General features: G+C 70.5%; 20 protein-coding genes. 16 read left to right on the top strand and 4 right to left on the bottom strand.

Annotation, left to right across the window (positions count from 1 at the left end; genetic code table 11):
* From BM345_RS06245 to BM345_RS06210, 8 genes are all read left to right on the top strand, one after another.
* Nucleotides 1-1,119: an acyl-CoA dehydrogenase family protein gene (locus BM345_RS06245; protein WP_093376725.1), complete on the top strand. Its 1,119-nt coding sequence runs from the start codon at nucleotides 1-3 to the stop codon at nucleotides 1,117-1,119.
* On the top strand, nucleotides 1,116-1,877 hold the full coding sequence (locus BM345_RS06240) for an enoyl-CoA hydratase/isomerase family protein (protein ID WP_093376722.1): 762 nt from the start codon (nucleotides 1,116-1,118) through the stop codon (nucleotides 1,875-1,877). Before BM345_RS06245 ends, BM345_RS06240 begins: the two co-directional genes overlap by 4 nt.
* Nucleotides 1,878-1,879: 2 nt before the next feature.
* A complete protein-coding gene (locus BM345_RS06235; protein ID WP_093376719.1) occupies nucleotides 1,880-4,012 on the top strand; it encodes an acetate--CoA ligase family protein in 2,133 nt (710 codons plus the stop codon).
* 4 nt (nucleotides 4,013-4,016) lie between these two features.
* Entirely contained in the window at nucleotides 4,017-4,778 is a 762-nt protein-coding gene (locus tag BM345_RS06230; RefSeq protein ID WP_093376716.1) for an SDR family NAD(P)-dependent oxidoreductase, read from the top strand.
* Between the two features lie 5 nt (nucleotides 4,779-4,783).
* Complete coding sequence (locus tag BM345_RS06225) at nucleotides 4,784-5,161, top strand: VOC family protein (protein WP_093376714.1); 378 nt, start codon at nucleotides 4,784-4,786, stop codon at nucleotides 5,159-5,161.
* The gene (locus tag BM345_RS06220; protein ID WP_093376712.1) at nucleotides 5,158-5,700 is read left to right on the top strand and encodes a nuclear transport factor 2 family protein; all 543 of its coding nucleotides are present in this window, start codon (nucleotides 5,158-5,160) and stop codon (nucleotides 5,698-5,700) included. Before BM345_RS06225 ends, BM345_RS06220 begins: the two co-directional genes overlap by 4 nt.
* A gap of 60 nt (nucleotides 5,701-5,760) precedes the next feature.
* Nucleotides 5,761-6,237: an AAC(3)-I family aminoglycoside N-acetyltransferase gene (locus BM345_RS06215; RefSeq protein WP_093376709.1), complete on the top strand. Its 477-nt coding sequence runs from the start codon at nucleotides 5,761-5,763 to the stop codon at nucleotides 6,235-6,237.
* A gap of 67 nt (nucleotides 6,238-6,304) precedes the next feature.
* The gene (locus BM345_RS06210) at nucleotides 6,305-6,703 is read left to right on the top strand and encodes a nuclear transport factor 2 family protein (RefSeq protein ID WP_093376707.1); all 399 of its coding nucleotides are present in this window, start codon (nucleotides 6,305-6,307) and stop codon (nucleotides 6,701-6,703) included.
* Here the strand turns inward: BM345_RS06210 and BM345_RS06205 are convergent.
* Nucleotides 6,690-7,211: a hemerythrin domain-containing protein gene (locus BM345_RS06205; RefSeq protein ID WP_175544922.1), complete on the bottom strand. Its 522-nt coding sequence runs from the start codon at nucleotides 7,209-7,211 to the stop codon at nucleotides 6,690-6,692. The genes BM345_RS06210 and BM345_RS06205 overlap by 14 nt on opposite strands.
* A 189-nt stretch (nucleotides 7,212-7,400) precedes the next feature.
* Here BM345_RS06205 and BM345_RS06200 point away from each other — a divergent pair, with 189 nt between their 5' ends.
* Nucleotides 7,401-9,026 carry a sulfatase-like hydrolase/transferase gene (locus BM345_RS06200; RefSeq protein ID WP_368086477.1) on the top strand — a complete coding sequence of 542 codons (1,626 nt, stop codon included), beginning with the start codon at nucleotides 7,401-7,403 and terminating at the stop codon, nucleotides 9,024-9,026.
* A 67-nt stretch (nucleotides 9,027-9,093) separates the two neighbouring features.
* On the top strand, nucleotides 9,094-9,462 hold the full coding sequence (locus BM345_RS06195) for an energy transducer TonB (RefSeq protein WP_175544921.1): 369 nt from the start codon (nucleotides 9,094-9,096) through the stop codon (nucleotides 9,460-9,462).
* Nucleotides 9,463-9,478: 16 nt separating this feature from the next.
* Here the strand turns inward: BM345_RS06195 and BM345_RS06190 are convergent, their stop codons facing one another.
* Nucleotides 9,479-10,519 carry a VWA domain-containing protein gene (locus tag BM345_RS06190; RefSeq protein WP_093377322.1) on the bottom strand — a complete coding sequence of 347 codons (1,041 nt, stop codon included), beginning with the start codon at nucleotides 10,517-10,519 and terminating at the stop codon, nucleotides 9,479-9,481.
* A 126-nt stretch (nucleotides 10,520-10,645) separates the two neighbouring features.
* The gene (locus tag BM345_RS06185; RefSeq protein WP_093376700.1) at nucleotides 10,646-11,560 is read right to left on the bottom strand and encodes an AraC family transcriptional regulator; all 915 of its coding nucleotides are present in this window, start codon (nucleotides 11,558-11,560) and stop codon (nucleotides 10,646-10,648) included.
* 104 nt (nucleotides 11,561-11,664) lie between these two features.
* Between BM345_RS06185 and BM345_RS06180 the strand changes: the two genes are divergently transcribed.
* The gene (locus tag BM345_RS06180; protein WP_093376698.1) at nucleotides 11,665-12,408 is read left to right on the top strand and encodes an SDR family oxidoreductase; all 744 of its coding nucleotides are present in this window, start codon (nucleotides 11,665-11,667) and stop codon (nucleotides 12,406-12,408) included.
* 34 nt (nucleotides 12,409-12,442) lie between these two features.
* Here BM345_RS06180 and BM345_RS06175 read toward each other — a convergent pair whose 3' ends face one another.
* The gene (locus BM345_RS06175) at nucleotides 12,443-13,885 is read right to left on the bottom strand and encodes an aldehyde dehydrogenase family protein (RefSeq protein WP_093376696.1); all 1,443 of its coding nucleotides are present in this window, start codon (nucleotides 13,883-13,885) and stop codon (nucleotides 12,443-12,445) included.
* A 155-nt stretch (nucleotides 13,886-14,040) separates the two neighbouring features.
* Here BM345_RS06175 and BM345_RS06170 point away from each other — a divergent pair, with 155 nt between their 5' ends.
* From BM345_RS06170 to BM345_RS06150, 5 genes are all read left to right on the top strand, one after another.
* Nucleotides 14,041-14,475, top strand: coding sequence for a YeeE/YedE family protein (locus BM345_RS06170; RefSeq protein ID WP_093376694.1), 435 nt, complete (start codon nucleotides 14,041-14,043; stop codon nucleotides 14,473-14,475).
* A gap of 11 nt (nucleotides 14,476-14,486) precedes the next feature.
* Complete coding sequence (locus BM345_RS06165; RefSeq protein WP_093376691.1) at nucleotides 14,487-14,912, top strand: DUF6691 family protein; 426 nt, start codon at nucleotides 14,487-14,489, stop codon at nucleotides 14,910-14,912.
* Between the two features lie 310 nt (nucleotides 14,913-15,222).
* Nucleotides 15,223-15,522, top strand: coding sequence for a hypothetical protein (locus tag BM345_RS30050; RefSeq protein WP_175544920.1), 300 nt, complete (start codon nucleotides 15,223-15,225; stop codon nucleotides 15,520-15,522).
* 174 nt (nucleotides 15,523-15,696) lie between these two features.
* Nucleotides 15,697-16,683 carry a TauD/TfdA dioxygenase family protein gene (locus BM345_RS06155; RefSeq protein WP_093376690.1) on the top strand — a complete coding sequence of 329 codons (987 nt, stop codon included), beginning with the start codon at nucleotides 15,697-15,699 and terminating at the stop codon, nucleotides 16,681-16,683.
* A gap of 26 nt (nucleotides 16,684-16,709) precedes the next feature.
* Nucleotides 16,710-18,050 carry an ABC transporter substrate-binding protein gene (locus tag BM345_RS06150; RefSeq protein WP_093376687.1) on the top strand — a complete coding sequence of 447 codons (1,341 nt, stop codon included), beginning with the start codon at nucleotides 16,710-16,712 and terminating at the stop codon, nucleotides 18,048-18,050.
* Nucleotides 18,051-18,059 lie beyond the last annotated feature (9 nt).

Below are 18,059 nucleotides of genomic sequence, written 5' to 3'. Positions count from 1 at the left end.
ATGTCCTCCGTTTCCTTCCCCTCCCTCTTCCCCGGCATGCTGCTCGACGCGGCGCAGCGCTACGCGCAGGACCACGCCGGCGCCGCCACCATCGAAGGCGACCCGGTGCGCGAGCTGGGCTGGACCGCCACCCTCGTTGCCGAGGAATCGGGCGGCGTGGGCGGCACGCTGGCCGACCTCGCCTCCATCGTCGAAGGCCTGGCCACGCATGGCTTGCAGCTGCCCGTGGTGGAAACCTGCGCCGTGGTGCCGCTGCTCTTGAAATCGGCGGCGCCTGAAGTCGCCGGCCGCTGGCTCGAAGCCGTGGCCGAAGGCAGCGCGCAGGTCGCGCCGCTGTGTGCCCTCTCGGCCACGCCCGACGAGATCGCCGTGCAGGCCCGCCACCTCGACATCGGCTACGAACTGAGCGGCCGCGTGCTGGGCGCCGACGCCACGCTGCCCGCCACGCACTGGCTGGTGCCCGCCTGGGTCGACGGCGAGGCCGCCCTCTTCCTGGTGGACGCGGAGCGCATCGGCGCACCGGTCGCCAGCTACCGCACCATGGAAGGCCGCCGCGGCGCCGACTTCGTGCTGGACAAGCTCACGCTGCCCGAAAGCGCCTGCATCGCCCGCGGCGCTGCCGCCCGCGATGCGCTGGCGGCCGCCACCGATGCCGCGCTGCTGCTCACCGCCACCGACACCGTGGCAGCGCTGGCCGCGCTGATCCAGCAGACCACCACGCACCTGAAGGAACGCCGCCAGTTCGGCGTGAGCCTCTCGACCTTCCAGGTGCTGCGCCACCGCGTGGCCGACATGTACGTGAAGTACCTGGGCGCCAAGGGCCTGGTGATCCACTGCTTCCACGCCCACGAGCAGGACGCACCCGACCTGCGCCGCACGCTGCGCCTGGCCAAGGTGTCGCTGGCCGAGTCGGCCCGTGCCTGCGCCGAGGCCGCCATCCAGATGCACGGCGGCATGGGCGTGAGCGAGGAAGTGCTGGCCACGCGCCTGGCGCAGCGCCTGCTGGCTTCCGAGTTCCGCTACGGCGACCGCCTGGCGCATGCCGCGCTGCTGCTGGCGCCGGCCACCACCGAATCCACCCCTTCCCTTTCTTCCAACCTCGCCGGGAGCGCACGATGACCGTCAGCCTCGAAGTATCCGAATACATCGCCGTCGTCCGGCTGGACAAGCCGCCGGTCAACGCGGTGGACCGCGCCACCCGCCAGCGCATCATCGACACCTTCGACGAGGTGTCCGAACGCAGCGACATCCGCGTGGCCATCCTCACCGGCACGGGCAAGTACTTCTGCGCGGGCGCCGACCTCAAGGACCGCCCGGACCCCGACAGGGCCGGCGACTTCCTGGGCCACAACCGCCTGACGCGCGAGACCGGCAACGCCATCCGCGAATGCGCCAAGCCGGTGATCGCCGCGGTCAACGGGCCGGCGCTGGGCGCGGGCTTCGGCCTCATGGCCGCCTGCGACATCTTCCTGGCCAGCGAGGACGCGACCTTCGCCATGCCCGAGATCAACGTCGGCCTGGCCGGCGGCGTGTCGATGCTGCGCACGATGGTGGGCCGCTCCTTCACCCGCCGCATGTTCTTCACCGGCATGAAGGTGCCGGCCTCCGAGCTGTACCGCCGCGGCGTGATCGACGAGGTGGTGCCCGCCGACGAGCTGATGCCCCTGGCCATGCAGATTGCGCAGGATATCGCCTCCAAGGCGCCGCTGGCCGTGGCCTATGCCAAGCAGGCCGCCAACATGATGGACCTGATGCCCCAGCGCGACGGCTACCGCTTCGAGCAGAACTTCACCATGGCCCTCTCGCGCACCGAGGACGCCCAGGAAGCGCGCACCGCCTTCCTGGAAAAGCGCCAGCCGGTCTACAAGGGGCGCTGAGCATGGACATCGGACGAGGCCTGGACGCGGTCTTCCAACCGCGCTCGATCGCCATCTTCGGCGCATCGGACGACGCCACCAAGATCGGCGGCCGACCGCTGCAGTTCCTGCAGAAGTACGGCTATGCCGGCGCGATCTATCCCATCAACCGCAAGGGCGGCGTCGTGCAGACGCTGCCGGCATATGCGAGCGTGGCCGAGGTGCCCGAGGCGCCGGACCTGGCCGTGGTGGCGGTGCCGCCCGAAGGCGTGCTGGACGTGGTGCGCGACTGCGCCCGGCGCGGCGTGCGCGCCGCGGTGATCCTCAGCTCGGGCTTCTCCGAGATGGGCGAGGCCGGCAGCCGGCTGCAAAGCCAGATCAGCCAAGTGGCGCGCGACTCCGGCATGCGCGTGGTGGGGCCCAACTGCCTGGGCGCCATCGGCATTGCCGAGAAAAGCATCGCCACCTTCTCGGTCGCGCTGGAGTCGGCCATGCCGGCCGCGGGCAACGTGGGCATCGTCTCGCAGAGCGGCAACCTGGGCAGCTTCACCATGCGCCTGGCCGCCGAGCGCGGCGTGGGCATCAGCCGCCTGCTGACCACCGGCAACGAATGCGACGTGGACATCGCCGACGGCATCGCCTCGCTGGCGGGCGACGTGTCCACCTCCGTCATCCTGTGCTGCATGGAGACTTGCCGCGACGGCGAGCGCTTCGTGAAGGCGCTCGACCTTGCGCGCGAAGCCGGCAAGGCCGTCGTCGTGCTGAAGGTGGGCGTGTCCGAAGCCGGCAGCGAGGCCGCGGCCTCGCACACCGGCGCGCTGGCCGGCTCCGACGCGGTGTTCGACGCGGTGCTGCGCCGCGCCGGCGCGCTGCGTGTGCCCAGCATCGAGCAGCTGCTGGAAGTCGGCCACGCGATCGCGGTCGTCGGCCGCCAGCGCCTGCCGCACGGCGGCCGCACCGCACTCATCACCGCCTCGGGCGGCTTCGGCGTGCTGCTGGCGGATGCCGCCAGCGCGCAGGGGCTGGAGCTGCCCAAGCTCTCGCAGGAAACGCGCGAGCGCATCCTCTCGGTGCTGCCCTATGCCTCGCCGGCCAACCCGGTGGACATGACGGCGCAGGTGTCGAGCAAGCCCGAGCTGCTGGCCCAGGTGCTCAATGCCGTGGCCGAGGACCCGGTGTGCGATGCGCTCATCCTGCAATCGGCCGCGGCCTTCCACGTGCCGCGCCTGCGCGACACCTACATCGCCGCGCTGCGGCAGGTGCGCGAGAAGCATCCGGACCGCCTGATCCTGTTGTGCTGCCGCGGACCGCGCGAGGTGCTGGCGCAGCTCAACGCCATGGGCCTGCCCACGGTGGAAGGCATCGACGCCGCCTGCGCGACGGTGGCCGCGCTGGTGAAGCTGGGCAAGAACCAGTCGCGCGCGGAGACCGCTGCCGTCTCGTTGCAAGACCTGCCGCCCCTGGCCGACGCCGCCTTCGAGGACGAAGCCAACGCCAAGGCCGCGCTGGGCCAGGCCGGGCTGCCCATGCTGCGCGAGCAGGTGGTGCAAAGCCTGCCGCAGGCGCTGGATTTCGCGGGCGGCATCGGCTTTCCGGTGGTGCTCAAGATCGTGTCGCCCGACATCGCCCACAAGACAGAGGTCGGTGGCGTGGTGGTGGGCGTGCAGTCCGAATCGCAGCTGCGCACCGAGTACGGCGCGCTGCTGGAGCGCGTGGCCGTCAAGGCGCCCAGGGCGCGCATCACCGGCGTGCTGGTGGCGCAGATGGCCCGTGGCGGCACCGAGCTGATCCTGGGCACCAAGAAGGACCCGGTCTTCGGCCCGGTCGTGATGGTCGGCCTGGGCGGCATCTTTGCAGAGGTGCTGCGCGACGTGGCGCTGGAGACCGCGCCGGTGGACGAGGCGCAGGCCCTGGCCATGCTGCGCTCGCTCAAGGCCTTCGCCCTGCTGGACGGCGCACGCGGCCGCCCCAAGGCGGACGTGCAGGCCGCCGCGCAGGCCATCGTGAAGCTCTCGCGCTTCGCAGCGCGGCATGCCGACCGCGTGACCGAGATCGACATCAACCCGCTGCTGGTGCAAGACCAGGGCCAAGGCGCCTGGGCGCTCGACGCACTGCTGGTGCGCGAGAGCGCCGGCGCGAACAAGAAGGACGAGTGAGACCATGAACACCTCCCTGGACGGCCGCGTGGCCTTCATCAGCGGCGCCGGCCACGGCATCGGCCGCGCCACCGCCCTCGCGATGGCCCAGCTGGGCGCCACCATCGGCGTGAACGACCTCAAGCCCGAGTTCGTCGCCGAGACCGTGGGCGAGATCGAGCGCCTGGGCGGCCGCGCCATCGCGCTGGCGCAGGACGTGTCCAGCCGCGAAGGCATGCGCGACGCCGTGCTGAAACTGGCGCGCGAAGCCGGGCGCCTGGACATCCTGGTGAACAACGCCGCCTGGGTGCGCTACCAGCCTGTCGACGAGATCACCGAAGACGTGATGGACCGCATGCTGGGCATCGGCTTCAAGTCGGTGGTGTGGGGCATCCAGGCCGCGGCCGAGGTGATGGACCCGGAGCGCGGCGGCTCGATCATCAACGTGGCCTCGGTGGCGGGCTTGAAGTCGCCGATGCGCTCCATCGTCTACAGCGGCATCAAGGCTGGCGTGCTGGGCATCACCCGCGCGGCAGCGGCCGACCTGGGACCCAAGCGCATCCGCGTCAACGCGGTGGCGCCGGGCGCGGTGCCCACCGAGGGCACGGCCAAGCACCGCAACGCGGACCTCGATGCCAGGCGCATCGGCCGCACGCCGCTGGGCCGCCTGGGCACGGTGGAGGACATCGCCGACGCGATCTGCTTCCTGGCCGGCGACGCCTCGCGCTTCATCAACGCCGACGTGTTCGCCATCGACGGCGGCGCCTCGCAGACCACGGTGGGGTGAGCGGCATGACCACCGTCATGCGACTGCAGAACGTCTACCTCGTCGCCCGCGAGCCGGGCAAGCTCGATGCCTTCTACGCCGATGCGCTGGGCCTGCCGCTGAAGTTCCGGGATGCCGAGCGCTGGGTCCAGTACAACTTGGGCAACGCCAGCCTGTCGCTGGCCTGCCCCGAAGAAGCAGCGCCCGCCACCTCGGGCGCGGTCGTGGTGCTGGAAGTGGACGACTTCGAGCAGGAGGGCCTGCGCCCCCGCATCGAGTCCGCCGGCGGCCAGGTACTGGGCGTGCGCGACATGGGCGCGCACGGCGCCGTGCTGTCGCTGCGCGACCCCGAGGGCAACGTGGTGCAGCTGTTCAAGCGCGCCGCCGCGCCGGCGGCTGCATGAGCGGCTCGCCAGGGGACGCGCTCCAGGCGCTGCTGGACCGCGAGGCGATCCGCGACTGCCTGTACCGCTACTGCCGCGGCATCGACCGCGCCGACGAAGAGGCGCTGCGCTCGGCCTACTGGCCCGACGCCACCGACTGCCACGGCGCCTGGCGCGGCAGCGCCTCGGGCTTCATCGACCAGGCCTTGTCGAAGCTGCGCTCCGGCGGGCGCCGGGTGCACCAGGTCAGCAACATCCTCATCGAGCTGCATGGCAACAGCGCGGCAGTGGAGAGCAGCTTTCTCGCGCTGCAGGCCGGTGCCGCCAGGCCCGAGTCGGAAACCTTCCTGTGCGGCCGCTACGTCGACCGCTTCGAGCGCCGCGGCGGCGAATGGCGCGTGGCCGACCGTGTCGTCGTCTACGACTGGATCGAGGAACGCGAGCGGCCGGAGCTGAAGAAGGATCCGGCCGCGCTCTTCGGCGTGCGCGCGCCGGTGGGTGCCGCGGCGCCGCAGGACCCGATCTACACCCTGCTCGAACTGCTGCGCAGCGCCGGATGACCCCGGCCGGCGGACGGTCACTGCATCCGGATGCAGGCGCCGTCCGCTACAACGGGGTGCATGAGCACCTTCACCGTCCACCATCTCCTGGCCGACGTCGAGCCGCTGATGCAGCAGCTGCTCGACGTCTTCGGCGACGCCTTCGAGGACACGCAGACCTACGGCGCGAAGCGGCCACGCCCTGACTACCTGCGCAAGCTGCAGGGCAGCGACCATTTCATCGCGCTGGCCGCCTGCGACGACGCCGGCCGGGTCGTTGGCGGCCTGGCGGCCTACGAGCTGCCCAAGTTCGAGCAGGAGCGCAGCGAGATCTACATCTACGACCTGGCCGTGGCCCAGCCGCAGCGCCGCCTCGGGGTGGCCACGGCGCTGATCCGCTGCTTGCAGGACCTCGCGGCGCGGCGCGGCGCCTGGGTGATCTTCGTGCAGGCCGACCCGCCGGATGCGCCGGCCGTCGCGCTCTACGAAAAGCTGGGAGCGCGCGAGGAAGTGCTTCACTTCGACATCGCCGTGCCCCCACGGGTGTCAACGCGCTGAGACACCTTGCAAGCGGCCCCCGGAGGACTAGACTTTCGGCCCGTTTTCTTCACCGAGGAGAGTCGCCATGGGCACACCCACCGACATCGCGATGCGGGGCTACGCCGCCTTCGGCCGGCGCGACATCCCTGCCCTGCTGGAACTGCTGTCCGACGACGTCGAATGGCGCTTCCTGGGCAAGCCCGAGACCGGCACGCCCTTCGGCGGCACCTGCAAGGGCAAGCAGCAGGTGGCCGAGTGGTTCGCCACGCTTGCGCAGTCCGACGAGATCGTCGAGTTCCAGCCGCTGGAATTCCTCGAAGGCACGAACCACGTGACGGTGATCGGACGCACCCGGGGCCGCCGGCTGCCCGCCGGCAAACTGCACGACACCGACTGGGTGCAGATCTTCTGCTGGCGCAGCGACAGCCGGATCACCCGCTGGATCGGCACCGGCGATACGGCCGCGCGGCTCAGCGCGACGTAGGGGCTGCCGGACGCGACGCCCGCAGCACCTTCGAGATCGAGGACACGATCGCCGGCCAGTCTTCGGGCGCCAGGCATCGGGCCGAAATCTCGCGCAGCACCGTGTCCTCGCGATCCAGGTGTTCGAGCAGCACCTGCGCATGGCTGCCCAGCGTCTGCTGCAGTTCGGCGGCGGCCGGCTCGCGGCCGGCCCGCACCTGCTCGCACAGCGCGATGGCCTCGGCCAGCCAGTCGTCGCAGCGGGACTGGTCGGACTCCAGCGTCTCGAGCAGGGCATCCACCTCGGCCGACTTGCCGCGCAGCGCGGCCACCAGCGCGACGCCCTTGGGGCGGTGGCTGTCGTTGTCCAGCTGTTGAAGCTCCTGCAGCCTGCGTTGCAGCGCCGACAGCGCGGCGGTACTGCTGCGCCACCCACCGTCTTGCGCGTCGCGCTGCAAGGCCAGCGCAAGCTCGCGCATCTGCGCGTGCTCTGCGGAAAGGATTCGCCAGGCGGATTCGAAAGCCAGCATGGACAAGGGGCGTTGGAGCCGGGTTCGGACCATTGTGCGCCCGCGTCGCGCGCCGCACCACCCCTGTCGATGCCGCAGCGCAGCAAAGGCAATGTCCCTTTCTTGTCCTGGGTTCATGGGCCGGGCGGCTCGCGGCATGGCCGGCAGAATGCGCGCCAGCCGACGCCCCGCCCGATCTCCGCCCGCAGAATGAACATCCCCGCCACCACCCCCCGGATGCAGCCCGAACGATGGGGATGGGCCATGGCCGGGCTCGCGGCAGTGGCGGCCGTCTTCATCGTCCTGGGCCACGACGGCCGGCGGGTGGCGCAACTGCTCCTGCTGCTGCTGCCCCTGCTGGCCTGGCTCGCATGGCCACTTCGCAGCACCGCCGCGATGCGACTGCGGCGCGTGGCGCTCTGGACCTGGGTCATGCTCTTCGCGCTGGACGGCGCCGCGCGCGCCTTCCTGCTGGACAGCTACCAGGCCGCCCCGGACGGCGCCCTGGTGCTGGGCGCGGTGGCCAACAGCAACGGGCGCGAAGGCGGCGAGTACCTGTGGCTGCACTGGCGCACGGTGGTGCTGTGGCTGGCCGCGCTGGCGGGCGCCGGCACGCTGGCCTGGCGCCTGTCCGGCCGCGGCCGCAGGGGCCCGGCGCAGACGCCGCGCTGGCTGGTGATCGCCCTCGTGATCGCGTTGCTGATCGCCTCCGTGGCCTATGCGAGCAAGCCCTGGCGCCGCCTGCATCCCCTGGCCTTCTGGTCGAACTGGGCGCAGTCGGTGCAGACGCTCGCGGCCGACATGGCCGACCAGCAGCGCGAGCGCGACGAGGTGCTGGCCCGCGCGAAGCAGGCGGCACCGGTCATCACGCGCAGCGGTCCTTCCACGGTGGTGCTGGTCATCACCGACAGCATCAACCGCGACAACATGGGCCTGTACGGCTACCGCCGCGCGACCACGCCGCGCCTGCAGGTGCAGCAGCGCCAGGCGGGCGAGAACATGCTGGTGCTGCGCAATGCCTGGTCGGTGGATGCGAGCACCCTGCCCGCCCTGCGCAACATGTTCGCCTTCGGTCGGCCCGAAGAGGCGCAGCCGCAGCACCTGCTGGCCCTGGCGCGGGCCGCCGGCTACAAGGTCTGGTGGATGAGCAACCACGACGACGTCGCGATCGAGCAGCAGCATGCGCGCCTCGCGGACGTGGTCGAGTTCGTCAACCGCACGCCCGGCCGCGCCAGCGCCTCGCTGGACGGCGAGCTGCTCGACTGCATCCAGGAAGCGCTGGAGGACCCGGCCGAGCGCAAGCTGGTGGTGGTGCACCTGCTGGGCGCGCATCCCCACTACCGGCTGCGCTACCCCGGAGGCCAGAACCCCTTCGATGACGAGGTGGACGCGGTGGAGTCGCAGATGGTGAAGGACGGCCGCGCCGCCTGGGTGCGCAGCTTCCGGCAGGACTACGACGCCGCCCTGCTGTACCACGACTTCGTGGTGTCGGAGACGCTGCAACTCACCCGCAGCATTGGGCGCGGACAGGGCGGCCACCGCGCCTGGATGTACCTGTCGGACCACGGCCAGGAAGTGGGCCACGGCGGCGACCGCGCCGGCCACAGCCCCCACACCGAATCGGGCTACCGCATCCCGGCGCTGGTGTGGCGCAACGAGCCGCTGCACCAGGCGGCGGCGCAGCGACCATTCCGTGCCGACTGGGCCGGCTGGACCCTGGCGGAGTTGCTGCACCTGCGCTGGAACGGCCAGGAGCCCGGGCGCAACGTGCTGGCGCCGGACTACCGGTGGCAGCCGCCGGTGCTGCCGGTGAAGGTGAAGTCCTTCGTGGACTGATTCGCGCCTTCACGCACGTTTACAAGCCTGTGGCAGCATGCGCCGCGACCCACAGGAGAAGACAGCGATGATGAAGAACCTGCAAGCTGCAATCGCCGCACTCGCGGCCGCCACGGGCCTGGCGCTGCTGGCCGCATGCACTGCGCCGGCGCCCGCAATGCCCGGCGGCGAGTGGACCGCCAACCCGCCCAACCCCAGCGCGCCCTACCCGCCCGAATCGCGCACGAACAACGAGCAGGGCACGGTGCTGCTGCGCGTGCGCACCTCGCCGCAGGGCGTTCCGCTGGCGGTGGAGGTCAAGGAGTCCAGTGGCTTCGCACGACTCGATCGCTCCGCCGTCGAGACCGTGTGGAAGTGGAAGTTCAAGCCCACGCCCGACGACGGCAGCGTGGTCTGGCGCGAAGTGCCGGTGCGCTTCCTGATCCGGCCGGTCTGAAGGCGGGCGGGCCGCCTCAGGCCAGGCGACCGAACCACAGGAAGGACAGCGACGCGCCCACGAGCGCGACCAGGCAGGCGGCCAGTCCCAACAGGCCCGTCAGCTCGGTCTCGCGCGTCATGATCTCCATGCGCGAGCCCAGGTTCTGGTAGACGCTGCGCAGTTGCTCTGCCGTGCCGGCATGGTGGTATTGGCCGCCGGTCACGCGCGCCACCTCGCGCAGCGTGGGCTCGTCCAGCTGCAGGTAGATCGACATGCCCTCGGGCGCGTTGGCCACGCCGTCCACCGTGCCCAGCCCCACCACGTAGATGCGCACGCCGCGGTCCGCCGCCATCTTCGCCGCTGCCAGCGTGTCCACGCCGGTGGTGCGGCGGCCGTCGCTCAGCAGGATGATGGCCGAGCTGTTGTTCGAGCCCGGCGCCACGGGCTTGAATTCGCGCGGCGGGGGCTTCTTCTTGTCATCCAGGCTGCGGCCCGTCGATGCGCGGTTGCCATAGCTCAGGTCGGTCACGTCGATGGCCTGCTCCGGGAACAGTTCGGCCAGGCACAGCACGATGGCGTCGCCCACGGCCGTGCCCATCTGCATCTGGATCGCATCGACGGTGGCCGCCAGCGAATCGCGGTCCAGCGTGGGCTGGCGGGCGACATGGCTGCTGCCGGCGAAGGTGACCATGCCCACCTCGATGTGGCGCGGCACGTCGCGCAGGAAGTCCTTCGCGGCGGCCTGCGCGGCCACCATGCGGGTGGGTTCGATGTCGCCCACGCGCATGCTCAGCGACACGTCCATGGCCATCATGATGACGGTGCGGGCCCAGGGCAGCGGCACCCGCGCCACCGGGCGCGCCGCGGCCACCGCCAGGCCGGCCAGCGCAAGCAGCAGCAGCGCGGGCGGCAGGTGCCGGCGCCACTGGCGCCCCGCGACGGCCGCACGGGCGGTCTCCAGGCTGCTGTAGCGCAGGGCCGCGCGGTGCCTGCGGCGGATCAGCCACACGTACAGCGCCAGCAACAGCGGCATCGCCAGCAACAGCCAGAGAAACTGCGGCCAGAGGAAGTACATGGCGTACATGGCGTGGGGTGGCCCGGGTGGCGCGCTCGCGGAGTGACGGGCGGCAACCGAGCGCCGGGTTGCCGCGGTCCGGCTATGGTGCCCGCGGACGCGGGCAACCGCAAGGCCGGCCGGATCTCAGGCAGCGACGGCCGTCGCGAGCGCGCGTGCGAAGCGGGCCGGCGGCTGCCCCACGTGCCGGCTGAAGGCGGTGCTGAAGGTGCTGGCCGAGCTGTAGCCCACCCGCTCGGCGACTTCGGCCAGGCCGCATGCCCGGCGCCTGAGCAGGTCCTTGGCCAGGGCCATCCGCCAGGCGACCAGGTACTCCATGGGCGGGATGCCGACGGCGCGCGAAAAGCGCTCGAAGAAGGCCGAGCGCGACAGCGCCGCCTCCTTCGCCAGCTGCTCCATGGTCCAGGCCTGCGCGGGCGCCTCGTGCATCCGGCGGATGGCGGCGCAGAGGCGCGCATCGGCCAGCCCGCGCAGCAGCCCTGGCGAAGCGCCGGCACCCGTGCCGGAGCGCAGCGCCTCGATGAGCAGGATCTCGACCATGCGCCCCAGCACCAGCTCGCGCCCGGCACGCTGCTCGCGCGCCTCTTCGGCCAGCAGCCGCACCAGCACCGACAGCCGCGGCTCGCCCTGCACATGCACCAGCTGCGGCAGCAGGGAGACGATGAGCGCCGCGTCGGGCGAGCCGAACACGAAGTAGCCGCCCAGCAAGCGCACGTCCACCGGCCCCTCCTGCCGGCCGTGGCGCAGTTCGCCGCCGGGCGATGCCGCCACCGACGGGTCCATCTTCTTCGGCCGCGCCGGCTCGAAGCCGGATATGGTGAACCCGGGCGTGGCGGGCATCAGCAGGAAGTCGCCCGCCTGCAGCACGAGCGGCTCGTGCCCGTCGACCATGAGGCGGCAGCTGCCTTCGAGCACGGCGCAGAAGCTGGGATGGCCGAAGGCCTCGTAGCGCACGGCCCACTTGCCCGCCCCGCTGATGCCCTTGGAGAACACCGTGCCGGGCTGCAGCAGCGAGATGACTTCGGAAAGCGGGTCGGTCATGAGTTTGGACTATTGCGAATCAAATGCGGACTATTGATTGTAGTCAGTCCGGTTTCAGCCGCCTAAAGTCTGGCCATCCCAACTCGACGCATAGCCGTCCTCCCATGAAAACCATCCTCATCACCGGCTGCTCCTCGGGCTATGGCCTGGAAACCGCCCGCCTCTTCCTCGAACGCGGCTGGCAGGTCATCGCCACCATGCGCACGCCGCGCGAGGGGCTGCTGCCGGCCTCGGACCGCCTGCGCCTGATGGCGCTGGACGTGACCGATCCACGCAGCATCTCGGCGGCCGTCCGCAATTCGGGACCCATCGACGTGCTGGTCAACAACGCGGGCATCGGCCTGCTGGGCGCCTTCGAGGCCACGCCCATGGCCACCACCCGCGAGGTCTTCGAGACCAACACCTTCGGCGCCATGGCGATGACGCAGGCCTTCCTCCCTGGCATGCGGCTGCGCGGCACCGGAACCATCGTCAACGTGACCTCCAGCGCCACGCTGGCGCCCTTCCCGCTGGTGGCGGTCTACACCGCGAGCAAGACGGCGATGGAAGGCTTCACCGCCTCGCTTGCCTTCGAGCTGCAGTCCTTCGGCGTCAAGGCCAAGCTGGTGGAACCGGGCTACGGCCCCGGCACGCGCTTTGCCGACAACGGCGGCGAGCGCATGAAGGGCCTGCTGCCCGAGCCCTACGGCAGTTACGCGCAGGGCGTGTTCGCAAGCCTGGGGCAGCAGGCGCAGGTGACGCGGCCCATCGACGTGGCGCAGGGCGTCTGGCAGGCGGCCAACGACGAGACCGGCCAGCTTCGCTTTCCGGCCGGGCCGGATGCGGTGGCGCTGGCGGCGGCTCGCTGAAAGAAGAAAGCGCGGCGCCTCGCCACGCTCCAGTTCAAGCCACTGCCAAGGTCTGCGGCGCGCTGAACTCCATCAAGCCCTCGACGCCGTTCTCCACGCCCAACCCCGACTGCTTGCGGCCGGCGAAGGGCGCGTGCGGGTTGAGCAGGTGGATGGTGTTGATCCACACCGTGCCCACCTGCAGGCGCCCGGCGATGGCGCGGGCCTGCGCCACGTCCTGGCTCCAGACCGAGGCGCCCAGGCCCCACTCGCTGGCATTGGCGCGGCGCACCGCCTCGTCCACGTCGGCGTAGCGCAGCAGCGGCACGATGGGGCCGAAGGGTTCCTCCACCACCACGCGCGCATCGTCGGGCGGGTTGTCCACCACCGTGGGCGGGATGAAGTAGCCGGGCCCGGCCGGCAGCTCGCCACCGGCGATGAAGCGGTGGCCGGCGGCGCGCGTGGCCTCCACCAGTTCCTTCACCCGCTCGTACTGCGGTCGGTTCTGCACCGGGCCGATCAGGCTGCGCTCGTCCGCGCCGGGGCCCACCTTCGCCGCGCCGGCGATGGCCGCGAAGGCCTGCGCGAAGGCCTCGTAGACGGACTCGTGCACGTAGATGCGCTTGGCCGCGATGCAGATCTGGCCCGAGTTGAGGAAGGCACCCATGAAGAGCTTCTTCGCCACCCTGGGCACGTCCACGTCGGGCAGCACGATGGCCGCGTCGTTGCCGCCCAGCTCCAGCGTCAGCCGCTTGAGCGTGGAAGCGGCCGAGGCCATCACGCGGCGGCCGGTGGCGGTGGAGCCGGTGAAGCTCACCTTGGCAATGCCGGCGTGCGCCGTGAGCTGCGGCCCCAGCGCATCGCCGCCCGACAGCACGTTGAGCACGCCGGCCGGGAAGATGCCGGCGGCCAGCTCGCCCAGGCGCAGCGTGGCCAGCGGCGTGAAGGGCGAGGGCTTGACGATGACCGTGTTGCCGGCAAGCAGCGCCGGCGCCAGCTTGATCACCGCGATCATCAGCGGGAAGTTCCACGGCACCACCGCCGCCACCACGCCCAGTGGCACGCGGCGCGTCTCCCAGCGCACGCCGGCGGGGTCGGTGTGCTCGGCCACCGGCTGCTCCATGCGCGCCACCTGGCGGCACCAGTGCACGCAGGTCAGGACTTCCTGCCGCGCCATCGCCAAGGGGCGGCCCTGCTCGGCCGTGAGCAGCCGCGCGAGCGGGTCGGCATTCGCCTCGACGGCCTTGCCGAGTGCCACGAGGCAGGCGGCGCGCTCGGCCAGCGGGCGCGCGGCCCAGGCGGGGAATGCGGCCTGCCCCGCAAGCACCGTGGCATCGAGCAGTTCGGGCGGGCAGTCGGGCGCTTGGCCCACGGGCTGCTCGGTGGCGGGGTCCAGGACGGCGAGCGTGCCGGCAGTCTGCAGAAGGCGGCCGTCGGACAGGAGCCGGTAGGGCGCGTCGCCGTCGAGCACGGCCGGGGATGCGTTGGCGGGGAGCATGCGGGAGGTCCTTGTCTGCGGTCTGGAGATGCGGACCATCATGGCGACCCGCCCCGCGCCGGGCTCCCCCCGTGGCGGGTGGAGGTGCGCCGTCGCACCTCCGGCCCCGCCAACGGCCGATATCCTTGCGGCCTTGTCTGGCAAAAGGATGATGGATGACCATCGACTGGGAACACTTCACGCCCTGGGCCGCCCTGGCCGGCGGCGTGCTCATCGGAACTGCCGCTGCCATGTTCGTGCTGCTCAACGGCCGCGTCGCGGGCATCAGCGGCGTGCTCGGCGGACTGCTCAGGCCATCCGGCGGCGATGTCGCCTGGCGCGTCGCCTTCCTGCTCGGGCTGGTCGGCGCGCCGCTGGCCTATGCGCTCTTCGCAGCGCCGCCGGAGCCACAGATCGATGCGGGCTGCGGCGCGCTGGTCCTGGCCGGGCTGCTGGTGGGCATCGGCACGCGCTACGGCGCCGGCTGCACCAGCGGCCATGGTGTCTGCGGGCTCTCCCGGCTTTCGCCGCGCTCGCTCGTGGCCACGCTCGTCTTCATGGGCGCGGGCTTCGCCACCGTGTTCGTCGCGCGCCACCTGCTGGGCACCTGAGGACTTCGGCCATGGCGCTTCTTGCTTCGCTGCTCGCCGGCTTGGTCTTCGGCCTGGGGCTCATCGTCTCGGGCATGGCCAATCCGGCGAAGGTGCTCGGCTTCCTGGACGTGGCCGGCCGCTGGGATCCATCACTGGCATTCGTCATGGGCGGCGCCATCGCCGTCGGCCTGGTCGCCTTCGCGGTGGCCGCCCGGCGCACCGTGTCCCTGCTGGGCGCGCCCATGCGGCTTCCCTCGGCGCGCAATATCGACCGCCGCCTGCTTGGCGGAAGCGCGCTCTTCGGGATGGGCTGGGGCGTCGCGGGTTTCTGTCCCGGCCCGGCGCTCGTATCGGTGGGGATGGGTGAAGCCAAGGCCCTGGTCTTCGTGGCCGCAATGCTGGCAGGCATGGGCATGTTCGAGTTGCTCGAGCGTCGCAGGCGAATGGCGACGTGAGCGTATGGACTGATCAGCCGGACAAGGCCTTGTCGTCGTAGGCGGCGGCATAGGTCGATCAGTCCTGCCGCTGCTGCGCCATCTGCTTCGAGAAGACCAGGAACGGCTTCGCGCCCGGTGCACGCGCCTGGGCGTGTGCATGCGCAATCCCCGCTTCGCCGGGGCACTCAAGAGTGGCAGGTCCGCAGTTGCCGGAGACGGAAGGTGCGCATCGAAGCGCTGCTCCTTCTGCTTCAGGTAGTGCATCAGCACGTGCGACACCATGTTCAGGCCCAGGGTTCCGAAGGCCGCCGGCAGGATGTACAGCGCAATGGAAAGCTCCGACGCGAACGCAATGTCGTCGGCGAGCGAAGGCGTTCTGCGCGCGGAGACCGACAGCGCGTGCAGCAGGAAGATGTCCACGGCCGCCAGCCCGACGAGCAGCAGCCCGAAGACGAGCACGGTCGTCTTCGAGAACTCGCGCCTCACGAACAGCGTGACGAAGATGGCCGCGGGCAACACCACCGAGAACAGCACCAGGGCCCAGAAGCGCAGCTGCAGGAAGACGGTTGCATCGGACATGCAGGGGATTGCACTATCGAACGCCGCCCGAAGTTTGTCCGGCATGTGAAGGTGGCGTAAAGGATGTGGACCGGCGTCCATGCCATTGGCAGAAGCTAAGAACCCAAATGTCCTTGGCGCCATTGGATGATTCCGTCCTTTGCTAATCGAAATTCATTCGTTCCCTGGATAAGGCCCCTTGCCTAGAGTCCGTCGCTTCGAACCCATTTCCTCGGAGCGCACCTTGACCACCACCGCACAACAAAGCACCCCGCAACATCTTTTCGACGAAGCCGCCTTCGACAGCGACTTCACGAAGATCGGCGTGCGCCGCATTGCCGGGCGCATCGGCGCGGAGATCCATGACCTGAAGCTCTCGGGCTCGCTCGACGACGCGGTCTTCGCTGAATTGAACGCGGCCCTGCTCAAGCACAAGGTGGTCTTCCTGCGCGGCCAGGGCCACCTGGACGACGCCGAACACCAGGCCTTCGGCGCGCGCTTCGGCAAGACGGTGGCGCACCCCACGGTGCCGGCGCGCGAAGGCACGCGCATCTTCGAGCTCGATGCCTCCAAGGGCGGTGGACGCGCCGACTCGTGGCACACCGACGTGACCTTCATCGATGCCTTCCCGAAGGTCTCGATCCTGCGCGGCGTGACCATTCCGGCCTACGGCGGCGACACCGTGTGGGCCAATACCGCCGCCGCCTACGAAGGCCTGCCCGAGCACCTGAAGCAACTGGCCGAACGCCTGTGGGCGGTGCACAGCAACGACTACGACTACGGGGCCCAGCGCGCCGACATCGACCCCAGCCGCATCGCGCACCACCAGAAGGTGTTCGTCTCCGCGGTGTTCGAGGCCGAGCACCCCATCGTGCACGTGCACCCCGAGACCGGCGAACGTGCGCTGCTGCTGGGCCACTTCATCAAGCGCATCTCGGGCCTGTCGAGCGCCGAGTCGGCGCGCATCTTCGAGATCCTGCAGAACCGCGTGATCCGCCTGGAGAACACGGTGCGCTGGAGCTGGCGCCAGGACGACGTCGCCATCTGGGACAACCGCGCCACGCAGCACTACGCCATCAACGACTACGGCAACCAGCCACGCGTCGTGCGCCGCGTCACGGTGGAGGGCGTCGCGGCCGTGTCGGTGGACGGCACCCGCAGCCGCACCCGCACGCGGCCCGAGGCGGTGAACGACGAGCAGATCCGCCAGGTGATCGCGCAGAGCGCCTGAATCCATCGAAGGAAGAGACGCCTGCCATGACGCAACAACGCCGCCAGTTCCTTGCCGCCGGGGCCGCCCTGGGCGCCGGTGCCCTGCTACCCGCCTCGCGCGCCTTCGCGCAAGGCGGTGGTGCCAAGAAGTTCGCCGGGGTCACGCTCAACGTGTCGACCTTCAGCGCCGCCTACCCCAAGTTCCTGCAGCAGGTGCTGCCGGAGTTCGAGGCGCTCACCGGCGCCAAGGTGAATTTCGACGCGCCCTCCTTCCCGGTCTACAACCAGCGCGTGGACCTGGAACTCTCCACCCGCGGCTCGGCCTACGACGTGGTGAACATCACCTTCATCTACTCAAGCCGCTGGATCAACTCGGGCTGGCTCACGCCGCTGGACGACTACCTGCGCAACCCCAACCTCACGCCGGCCGACTTCGATCTGAACGACTTCCTGCCCGGCGCACGCGCACCGGAGACGGGCCGCGACGGCAAGCTCTACGGCGTGCCATGGACGGCCGAGGCGCTGCTCACCGCATCGTCTCGCTTCGACCTGGTGCAGGCCGCGGGCCTGGAGTTTCCGGACAGCACCGACGACCTGCTCAAGGTGCTGCGCGCGGTGAACAAGAAAGAGCGCGTGGCCGGCTTCGTGGCCGACAACCACTACGGCTGGACCTTCGTGCCCTACCTGCATGCCTTCGGCGGCGACGTGTTCCGCAAGGCGCCGGACGACCTCTTTCCCACTCTCGACACGCCCGAGGCCATCGCCGCGGCCGACTACTACGGCAACCTGCTGCGCGAGTTCGGCCCCGATGGCGCGGTCACCTACACACCCGACCAGGTGATCCAGTCGCTCAAGCAGGGCCGCGTCAACTTCACCGACCAGGGCCAGCTCTACCTGGCGCAGCTGGGCGACCCGGCCACAAGCAAGACCATCAAGACGGTCAAGTTCGGCCTGGTGCCCAAGGGCCCGGCGGGGCGCTTTCCCGGCACCGCCGTGCACGGCCTGGGCATTCCGGCCGGCTCGAAGAACAAGGAGGCGGCCTGGGCTTTCATCGCCTGGGCGCTGTCCAAGCAGACCACGCACAGGGCCGTGCTGGCGGGCTACGGATCGCCGGCGCGCAAGTCGGACCTGGAGCTGCCCGAGTTCCGCGCGCGCCAGAACATCAACGGCACCGACCTGGCCAAGCTCGCGCAGGACTCCATCGAGCTGGCATCGAAGACCGGCCACATGAAGTACCGCACCGTGTCGGTCTATCCGCAGGTGGACCAGCAGATCAACAAGGCGATCGAGCTGGTGGCCACGAAGCAGCTGTCGGCGAAGCAGGCCATGCAGCAGGCGCAGGCGGCCTCCATCGCCGAGCTCAAGCGTTCGGGCCTGAGCCTGTAGCGGGAGGCC

Origin of the sequence: Variovorax sp. OV329 (assembly GCF_900114785.1) — a bacterium.
In the GTDB taxonomy this organism is placed as follows: Bacteria; Pseudomonadota; Gammaproteobacteria; order Burkholderiales; family Burkholderiaceae_C; genus Variovorax.
Note: the sequence above shows the minus strand (reverse complement) of the source record. Positions and strands in the feature narration are given on the sequence as shown.